The 8,678-nt window shown below is 58.0% G+C and carries 10 protein-coding genes; 5 read left to right on the forward strand and 5 right to left on the reverse strand.

Features of this window, described 5'->3' with window-relative positions; genetic code table 11:
- Positions 1–48: 48 nt before the first annotated feature.
- The 4 genes from coaBC to slmA all read left to right on the forward strand — a co-directional run bounded on the left by coaBC (position 49) and on the right by slmA (position 4,383).
- Positions 49–1,254 (forward strand): bifunctional phosphopantothenoylcysteine decarboxylase/phosphopantothenate--cysteine ligase CoaBC, encoded by a 1,206-nt coding sequence (gene coaBC, locus ENH71_RS03195; RefSeq protein WP_294136133.1) that lies wholly within the window; start codon positions 49–51, stop codon positions 1,252–1,254.
- Entirely contained in the window at positions 1,247–2,704 is a 1,458-nt protein-coding gene (locus ENH71_RS03200) for a phosphomannomutase/phosphoglucomutase (protein ID WP_294135898.1), read from the forward strand. The genes coaBC and ENH71_RS03200 overlap by 8 nt, the downstream gene beginning before the upstream one ends.
- Before the next feature lie 84 nt (positions 2,705–2,788).
- Positions 2,789–3,706: an acetylglutamate kinase gene (gene argB, locus ENH71_RS03205; protein WP_294135895.1), complete on the forward strand. Its 918-nt coding sequence runs from the start codon at positions 2,789–2,791 to the stop codon at positions 3,704–3,706.
- On the forward strand, positions 3,706–4,383 hold the full coding sequence (gene slmA / locus ENH71_RS03210; RefSeq protein WP_294135892.1) for a nucleoid occlusion factor SlmA: 678 nt from the start codon (positions 3,706–3,708) through the stop codon (positions 4,381–4,383). The genes argB and slmA overlap by 1 nt, the downstream gene beginning before the upstream one ends.
- Before the next feature lie 13 nt (positions 4,384–4,396).
- On the opposite strand, the gene pyrE is transcribed toward slmA, so the two are convergent.
- On the reverse strand, positions 4,397–5,050 hold the full coding sequence (pyrE, locus tag ENH71_RS03215; protein ID WP_294135890.1) for an orotate phosphoribosyltransferase: 654 nt from the start codon (positions 5,048–5,050) through the stop codon (positions 4,397–4,399).
- 51 nt (positions 5,051–5,101) lie between these two features.
- Positions 5,102–5,821 (reverse strand): ribonuclease PH, encoded by a 720-nt coding sequence (gene rph, locus ENH71_RS03220; RefSeq protein WP_294136131.1) that lies wholly within the window; start codon positions 5,819–5,821, stop codon positions 5,102–5,104.
- A gap of 262 nt (positions 5,822–6,083) precedes the next feature.
- Here rph and ENH71_RS03225 point away from each other — a divergent pair, with 262 nt between their 5' ends.
- Entirely contained in the window at positions 6,084–6,950 is an 867-nt protein-coding gene (locus ENH71_RS03225) for a YicC/YloC family endoribonuclease (protein ID WP_317622417.1), read from the forward strand.
- A gap of 53 nt (positions 6,951–7,003) precedes the next feature.
- Here the strand turns inward: ENH71_RS03225 and ENH71_RS03230 are convergent, their stop codons facing one another.
- The 3 genes from ENH71_RS03230 to ENH71_RS03240 are packed head-to-tail and all read right to left on the reverse strand — an operon-like array spanning position 7,004 to position 8,542.
- Positions 7,004–7,471, reverse strand: a complete 468-nt coding sequence (locus ENH71_RS03230; protein WP_294135888.1) for a hypothetical protein — start codon at positions 7,469–7,471, stop codon at positions 7,004–7,006.
- A gap of 21 nt (positions 7,472–7,492) precedes the next feature.
- Complete coding sequence (locus ENH71_RS03235) at positions 7,493–7,867, reverse strand: YchJ family protein (protein WP_294135885.1); 375 nt, start codon at positions 7,865–7,867, stop codon at positions 7,493–7,495.
- A gap of 39 nt (positions 7,868–7,906) precedes the next feature.
- Positions 7,907–8,542 carry a DUF2959 domain-containing protein gene (locus tag ENH71_RS03240; RefSeq protein ID WP_294135882.1) on the reverse strand — a complete coding sequence of 212 codons (636 nt, stop codon included), beginning with the start codon at positions 8,540–8,542 and terminating at the stop codon, positions 7,907–7,909.
- Positions 8,543–8,678 lie beyond the last annotated feature (136 nt).

Here is an 8,678-nt window from a genome sequence, read left to right on the forward strand (position 1 = left end):
TTTACGGACAGTAATTGCATGAATGACGACGGACTTACAGCAGCATCGCTGGCCACACTCGCCAACAAGCGCATTCTGCTGGGCATGACCGGCGGCATCGCCGCCTACAAATGCGCCGAGCTCACCCGCCTGCTGACCCGGGCTGGCGCCGATGTGCGAGTGGTGATGACAACTGCCGCCACCGAATTCATTACCCCGCTGACCATGCAGGCGCTGTCCGGGCACCGCGTGCACCTGGATCTGCTCGACGTCGACGCGGAAGCGGGCATGGGCCACATCGAGCTTGCGCGCTGGCCCGACCTCATTGTGGTGGCCCCGGCCAGCGCTGACTTTCTGGCCCGCATGGTGGGTGGCCAGGCCGGGGATTTGTTAACCACGTTGCTATTGGCAAGCCGCGCTCCCGTGGTGTTGGCCCCAGCCATGAACCAGGCGATGTGGCTTAATCCGGCAACACAGGACAATCTGCTTAAACTGCGCGACCGCGGCTGCCATATTGCCGGCCCGGCGTCAGGCTCGCAGGCCTGTGGTGACACCGGACCGGGACGCATGCTGGAGCCGGCAGACATCGCCGACGCCTGTGCCGGCCTGTTCGTCCCCGGCCTGCTCAACGGCCTGCATCTGACCATTACGGCCGGCCCGACCCGCGAAGCCATTGATCCGGTGCGGTTTATCAGCAATCACAGCTCCGGCAAGATGGGATATGCCCTGGCCACAGAGGCCGTGCAGGCAGGCGCCCGCGTGACCCTGATCAGTGGCCCGGTCAACCTGCCGGTCCCCGACCGGGTGCATTGCATCGCCGTGACCACCGCGCAGGAAATGCTGGATGCCAGCCTGCTCAGTGCCGACAACAGTGATGTGTTCATCGGCGTGGCTGCCGTTGCCGATTACCGCGTCTCCGACACCAGTGACCATAAAATCAAGAAAACCGCGGATACGCTGCAACTGAACCTGGTGCGCAATCCAGACATCATCGGCACCCTGGCCGCGCTTGAGAAGCGGCCACTAATGGTGGGTTTTGCTGCCGAAACACAACATATTGAGCAATTCGGACGCGAGAAGCTGCAGCGCAAAAACCTCGACCTGCTATTTGCCAATGACGCCACGGCCACCTTCAACAGTGACGATATCTGCGCCACCGCGCTATGGGGCGAGCACGGTTCACAGACACTTGGCCCGGCCAACAAGAACCTGGTGGCGCGGCAGATGCTGACACTGATTGCCGAACGGGTCAGCGCGGGCCAGCCTGATGCCTGAGTCGCCCACAGCCGGCATGCAACACAACGGGGCGTCAGACCCGAAGCACAGCATCATCCCCCGCGCCATGTTCCGGGCCTACGACATTCGCGGCATCGCGGGCAAGGACCTGACCGAAGACAGCATTTACCTGATCGGACTGGCCATCGGCAGTTACGCCATCGAATTCGACAATCCGACGCTGTATTTTGGCGCTGATGGCCGATTGTCCAGCCCGGCCCTGGCGCGGGCACTGAAGCAAGGGCTGCTCGATGCCGGCTGCGACATCATTGATCTCGGCATCGTACCCACCCCGATGGTCTATTTTGCCACCCATACGGGCGAGTGCACTTCGGGTGTCATGCTCACTGCCAGTCACAACCCGGCCGACTACAATGGCATCAAGATTGTGCGTCGCCGGGCCTGCCTCACCGCCGAGCAAATCCAGGGCATAAGGCAACGCTCACTTGCCATAGAGGCCAAAGAATATGATGCTCTTGGCGCACGCCAGGGCAGCATCAAAACCCAGGATATCAGCGCCGGGTACATTGCACGCGTCTGCTCGGACATTCAGCTCAGGCGCCCTCTGCGCGTGGTGGTGGATTGCGGCAATGCGGTACCGGGGATGCTGGCACCGGCGCTGCTGCGCACGCTTGGCTGCGACGTTGTTCCGATCTTCTGCGATCTGGACGGCCGCTTTCCCAACCATCACCCCGACCCTACTGTGGCCAGCAATCTTGACAGCCTGATCACCGAAGTTAAGTCCCGGCAAGCGGATCTGGGCATAGCGCTGGATGGGGATGGCGATCGCGTCATTCTGGTGACCGACCAAGGCAATGTCATTGATACCGACCGGCTCCTGATGCTGTTGGTTCGCCACATATTGCCGCAATATGACTGCCCGACCGTGGTATTTGACGTCAAATGCAGTAGTTTGCTGCTCGGCGAAATTACCCGCCATGGCGGCCAGCCCGTCATGAGCCGCAGTGGCCATTCCTATATGAAACAGATGATGCATGCGACCGGCGCCGTCATCGGCGCCGAGTTCTCCGCCCATGTGTTCATCAAGGATCGCTGGTTCGGTCACGACGACGGCTTTTACGTTGCCGCCCGTTTCCTGGAAATCCTGGCAGGCGGCTCCCAGTCCGCCGACGCAATGCTGCAGTCCCTGCCACAAAGCCTGGTGACTCCCGAACTGCGCATTGATGTCGACGAAGATCGCAAGTTCGACCTGATGGCGCGTATCGAGCAACTGGCCAGCTTTCCGATGGCGCAGGTCAGTCGGCTGGATGGTATACGCGCTGACTTCCCCGATGGCTGGGGTCTGATCCGTGCGTCCAATACCACCCCCGCCCTGCTGCTGCGCTTTGAAGCCGGCAGCAGGCAATCGCTGCAGCAGATCGAGAATGCCTTCCGACAGCTGCTCAAACAGGTTGATCAGCAGCTCGATTTCTCAATCCAAGGTCAGTAGTTGTATACTTCGTAGCCCGAGGCCTGCAAGCAGACCTTTAACAACTGGCCCGACCACAAATCCGAATAATAAACAGGACTGAACATGCCCCTGGACCTTGCCGCCGCCAAGAATATTGCCAATGTACTGACCGAATCCCTGCCCTATATCCAGCAATTCACCGGCTGCACCATCGTCGTGAAATACGGCGGCAACGCCATGACTGACGAAACCCTGAAGAACAGTTTTGCCCGCGACATCGTGATGATGAAACTGGTGGGCATGAACCCGGTGGTCGTACACGGTGGTGGTCCGCAGATCGGCTCTTTGCTGGAAAAGCTCAATATCCAGTCCGAATTCATTGACGGTCAACGCGTCACCGACAGCCAGACCATGGATGTGGTGGAAATGGTGCTGGGCGGCCTGGTCAATCAGGAAATTGTGGCCCTGCTCAACAAGAACGGCGGCAAGGCCATTGGTATTACCGGCAAGGATGGCAATCTGATTCGCGCCAAAAAACTGCTGCGCAAACGAGCCGCCGCCGACGGCACCGAGGCAAAAATGCTGGATCTGGGCCTGGTAGGCAGTGTTGCCAAAATCAACACCGAAGTGCTGCACATGATTGAAAACAGTGATTTTATTCCCATCATTGCGCCTATTGGTGTGGACGAACATGGCGCCACCTACAACATCAATGCCGATACTGTTGCCGGCGAAATCGCCAAGGTGTTGGGTGCCGAGAAGCTGGTGCTGCTCACCAATATATCCGGCGTCATGAACAAGGAAGGCAGCGTGCTTACCGGCCTGACCACCTCACAGGTGGACGATCTGATTGCCGATGGCACCATTTACGGCGGCATGCTGCCCAAAATCAATTGCGCGCTGGACGCCGTCAATCACGGAGTCACCAGCGCACATATCATTGACGGCCGTGTTGAGCACGCCGTTTTGCTGGAAATTTTCACCCATACCGGCGTCGGCACCTTGATCAGCAATACCCGTAATACAGGAGATATGGCCTGATGAACACTGACAGCCCGGCCGGCCAGGATCGAACCCCGGCCCACGCAGTGACGGCTAAGGCCGCGCGTGCGGACAAGAAGTTCTCACGCAAGGAACATATTCTGCAGGCGCTGGCGCATATGCTGGAATCCGGCCCGGGCGAACGCATCACCACGGCCGCGCTCGCGCGCGAAGTGGGCGTGTCGGAAGCAGCCCTGTATCGTCACTTCCCCAGCAAGGCGCGGATGTTCGAAGGTCTGATCAAGTTTATCGAAGATACGCTGTTCATCCGGATCAACCGCATTCTGCAGGACGATTTGAGCACGGTAGAGCGCTGCGAAAAAATCCTGACCCTGCTGCTGACGTTTGCCGAAAAGAACCCGGGTATGACCCGGCTGATGACCGGCGATGCGCTGGCCGGAGAAACCGAGCGCCTGCGCGTGCGCATCAGCCAGCTCTTTGATCGTCTGGAAGCACAGTTAAAGCAGATTTTGCGCGAAGCACAGATTCGCGAAGGCCTGAAACCCAAGGTGTCACCCGCCGTGCTGGCCAGCCTGCTGCTGGCCACCGCCGAAGGCCGCCTGATGCAGTTTGTACGCAGTGAGTTCAAGCGCCCGCCCACCGAGCATTGGGATGAGCAATGGGACTATCTGGCGCAAAACCTGCTCGCGCCGTTCATGGACGCAGCACCGGCGTAAACCCGGTTGCCGCTTACACGCCGTAGCGTTGGCGATACTGACGCACGGCACGCAAGTGCTCGCCTACGCCGTCGTAATCCTGCAGTTTCAGATAATCGATGATCTGCGTCAGATTGATCAGACTGATCACCGGAATATGGTAATCACGCTCAATCTCCTGAATGGCTGACAGCTCACCCTGGCCGCGTTCCTGGCGATCCAGAGCGACCAGAATGCCGGCGGGAGTGGCGCCGGTCTCCTGCATCAGCGCCATGACTTCACGCACCGCCGTGCCGGCGGTAATGACATCGTCAACAATCAGCACACGACCCTGCAACGGCGCGCCGACGGTAAGCCCGCCCTCACCATGATCCTTCACCTCTTTGCGATTGAAGCAATACGGCTTGTTGACCTCATGCTCGCTCGCCAGCGCGGCCGCGGTCACCGCGACCAGCGGAATACCCTTGTAGGCCGGACCAAACAACAGGTCATACTCCAGACCTCGCATCTGCAGCGCGGTGGCGTAACTGCCGCCCAGAAACGCCAGTGCCTCACCGGTATTAAACAGTCCGGCATTAAAAAAGTAAGGACTTACTCTTCCTGACTTCAGCGTGAATTCACCAAAGCACAGGATATTGTGATCAATCGCATACTCAATGAAACGCGCTTGATAAGCCTGTAGAGTCATCGTGTTATCCTCACTGTTTTTATGCCCTTACCGATTCCGTGATGTCGCCATTCAGAGCAGACCCAGAACCTGCTTCTGTTTCACTACCAATTCGGCAATGCCTTTTTGTGCCAGCGCAATCATCTGCTGCAACTGCTCAAAATCATAGTCGCCGTCTTCCGCTGTGCCCTGCACTTCAATAAAACGGCCGGCCTCGTTCATCACCACGTTCATGTCGGTTTGCGCAGTGGAGTCCTCGGCATAATCCAGATCCAGCACCGGCACGCCCTGATACATGCCCACCGAGACCGAACCGATCAACTGTTTGATGGGGTTTTGTTTGATGGCTTTTTTCGCCAGCAAAAAATTCACCGCGTCATACAGAGCCACACAGCCGCCGGTGATGGACGCGGTCCGGGTGCCGCCGTCGGCCTGAATAACATCACAATCCAGCTTGATGGTGTTCTCACCCAGCAGCTTCATGTCCAGTGCAGCGCGCAGCGATCGGCCGATCAGGCGCTGGATTTCCTGGGTGCGGCCGCTTTGTTTGCCCCGGGCTGCCTCACGGTCCATGCGCGAACCGGTTGATCGCGGCAGCATTCCGTATTCTGCCGTCACCCAACCTGTGCCACTGCCCTTGAGAAAGCGCGGTACCGACTCTTCCACGCTGGCGGTACAGATCACCTTGGTGTCGCCGAACTCCACCAGCACTGAACCTTCAGCGTGTTTGGTGTATTGCCGTGTCAGTTTGATGTCACGCAACTGGTCAAGCTGGCGCTGGCTGGGGCGAATGATGATGGCAGTTGTGTTGGCGTCTGGCATGGAACCTCAATATCAATGTGAAGAATGAGTCGCGATTATCCCGCATTCACTGCACGATTTCACCACCGCCTGTTCGTTTAGCGCCCAAAACCACGGATTTGTGAGCTGTTGTCATATCATCTGGCGGTTTACGCTACACTTGCGGGTTTATACCATCACCACAGCCATCCCGGCGGCAAATTGTCCTGCGCCGGGGCGGGCACACGGTTGTACGCTTTTAACGGGGGATTCAATGGTAGCAAGCATGACAGCGTTCGCGCGCAGGCAGGCCGAGTATGATTGGGGTACGCTGGTATGGGAGATCCGCTCGGTCAACCATCGCTATCTGGAACCCGGTATTCGCATTCCGGACATGCTCAAACCCATAGAGCCGGCGGTGCGCGATGCATTGCGCAAATCCATCAGCCGCGGCAAGGTTGATTGCCAGCTTCGCTTCCAGATCCGGCAGAAGGACGCCGGCAATGAAGAATTAAACTTAACGCTGGTAAAAAAACTGACCCAACTGAGCCAGCAGGTCACAGCGCTCAACGCTGCCTCCGCACCGCTGAGCGCGGCTGATATCCTGCGCTGGCCCGGCGCACTGCAGGAGCAGGAAATAGATACCGACGCCATGCAGGGTGACGCCCTGGTGTTGCTTGCCGACACCCTCAATGATTTCACTGCCTCGCGCCTGCGCGAAGGTGACGAGCTGCGCCAGATGATTCAACAGCGCCTCAATGGCATTCGCGTTATCGTGCAATCAGTTCGCGAGCGATTGCCTCACATACTGGCAAAACAGCAGGAAGCAACCCGGGCCAAACTGGCTGCCTTCCGGATTGAGCTCGAGCCCTCCCGGCTGGAACAGGAAGTTGTGCTACTTGCGCAAAAATCCGATGTCGACGAGGAACTGGACCGCCTCAATACCCACCTGACCGAAGTTGAACGCGTGCTGGGCACGGACGAGCCCATAGGCCGCCGCCTGGATTTTCTGATGCAGGAACTCAATCGCGAAGCCAACACGCTGTCATCAAAATCCATCGTCGCGGAAACCACGCTGAACGCAGTGGAGCTGAAGGTGCTGATCGAACAGATGCGGGAACAGATCCAGAACATTGAGTGATGTGCCGAAGCAGTCAGGCCGGCCATCAGTAACCGTGCCTGCACGCGATATGATCATCGCTGGCAGTCATTCAGCACATTGTCAGCCAGCATGGCATCGACGGCGTCTTTTCGATACACCCGGCGACTGCCATCGCTGTAGGTAATGCGCAGGCGGTCAATCTCGACACAGACAATGCTGTGATTGAACCACACATCAGGCCAGGTGTTGACGACTTCCTGTTCCGGGAACAGGGATGTATTTAACGGAATCTGCACTTCTCCCACATCGTCAATGTCGGATGTCTGTCGCCGGCCATAACGATCGTAGGGAATGAATACCACTTCCAGCTGCCGATAGGTCTCTGCGCTGACATTGATCACGGCAAGCGTTTGCCCAACGCCGCCCACCGTGCTGGCAGGCAGGATTTGCGCCATGGTGACCCGCAGGGGCAACGACGCACTGTCGCCGTGCGCCCAGTTCCACATCAACAGTGGCAACATCAGTGCCATCAGGTATTTGGTCAGCAAGCGTGTAATCATGTGCAGAACCTGTAACAAACCTCAGCCACTCAGGTACAGCCAGCGGCCACCTTCACGCAGGAAAGTGGATGTTTCATGATGCACAGCAGACTCGCCCGCTGCATCAATCAATGATGCGCGGAACTCGACCACACCGTGGTCACCACGCTGCTGGCTGGCTATGATCTCCAGCCCGGTCCATTGTGTATCTGCCTGCCCCAGCGCCTGCGCGCTGATGGCAGGTGCCGTGCGCGGATGCCAGGTTCGCAACAGATAATCACCCTGGCCACCAAGGGCAAACGCAGTGTAGCGCGAGCGCATCAACTGTTTGACGGTGCGTGGCGTGGACTTGCCATCCAGATAAGGCGCACAGCACACGGCAAAGGCTTTGCCGCTGCAGCAGGGGCATGGTTTCACGGTAATTTTCCTGTCATCAGTATCAGATCAGCGCTGACCTTAAATGCCCGAGATGAAGCGCTCTGATTCGGCAATCGCCTGTTGCATGGCTTCCACCAGTTCATCGACATCGGCATTGATGACATCAAGCTCGCCGCGGATGGACGCCACCGCCCGTGAATTCAGGTTATGGCGCAGGTACAGGACATTGTCGCGCAGGTTATCGAGCACCGGGTCCAGACTTTCTTCAGCACGGTTCATGGCGTCAATCAGACGCGTATAACGTCGCCGGGTGTCGCGCAGCTGCTGTTCGCTGTCACGGCGCAGACTCTGATTGGTGTACAGGTCCAGCTCGTCTTCCCACTCATCAAAAAGATCCTCGGCAACTGTTTCTACGGCATCGATACGATCCCGGATACGGGTTGCGGCGGCTTCACTGCGCTGGAACTCACTGTCCAGGCGGTTGTATACCGTTTCCAGTTCACCACCGTCAAAATCGATGACGCTGCGAAACTGTTCCAGGGCGTTGACGAATTGCGCCTGCCCGTCCTCCTGGGCGTCCTGCGCCTCCTCTACCCTGTCCACCAGAATGTCACGCTTTTCGATACCGAAGCGTTCCATGGCACTGTAATAGGCGGTTTGACAGGCCGGCAGTGTCAACACCAGCAAGCTTAATATCAGATGACGCAGATTCATGTTTATTCCCTGCCCTGGTGCCGGATGATACCCGCAAAGGGTCTACCGCACAGAAGCGCCGCCTGCAGTGGCGGTACTATGTACTATGTATTATTTACTGTAGGCAATGGCCATCAGGTATCGCATTGCCTGAGAC

This window comes from Pseudohongiella sp. (assembly GCF_011050365.1).
In the GTDB taxonomy this organism is placed as follows: Bacteria; Pseudomonadota; Gammaproteobacteria; order Pseudomonadales; family Pseudohongiellaceae; genus Pseudohongiella.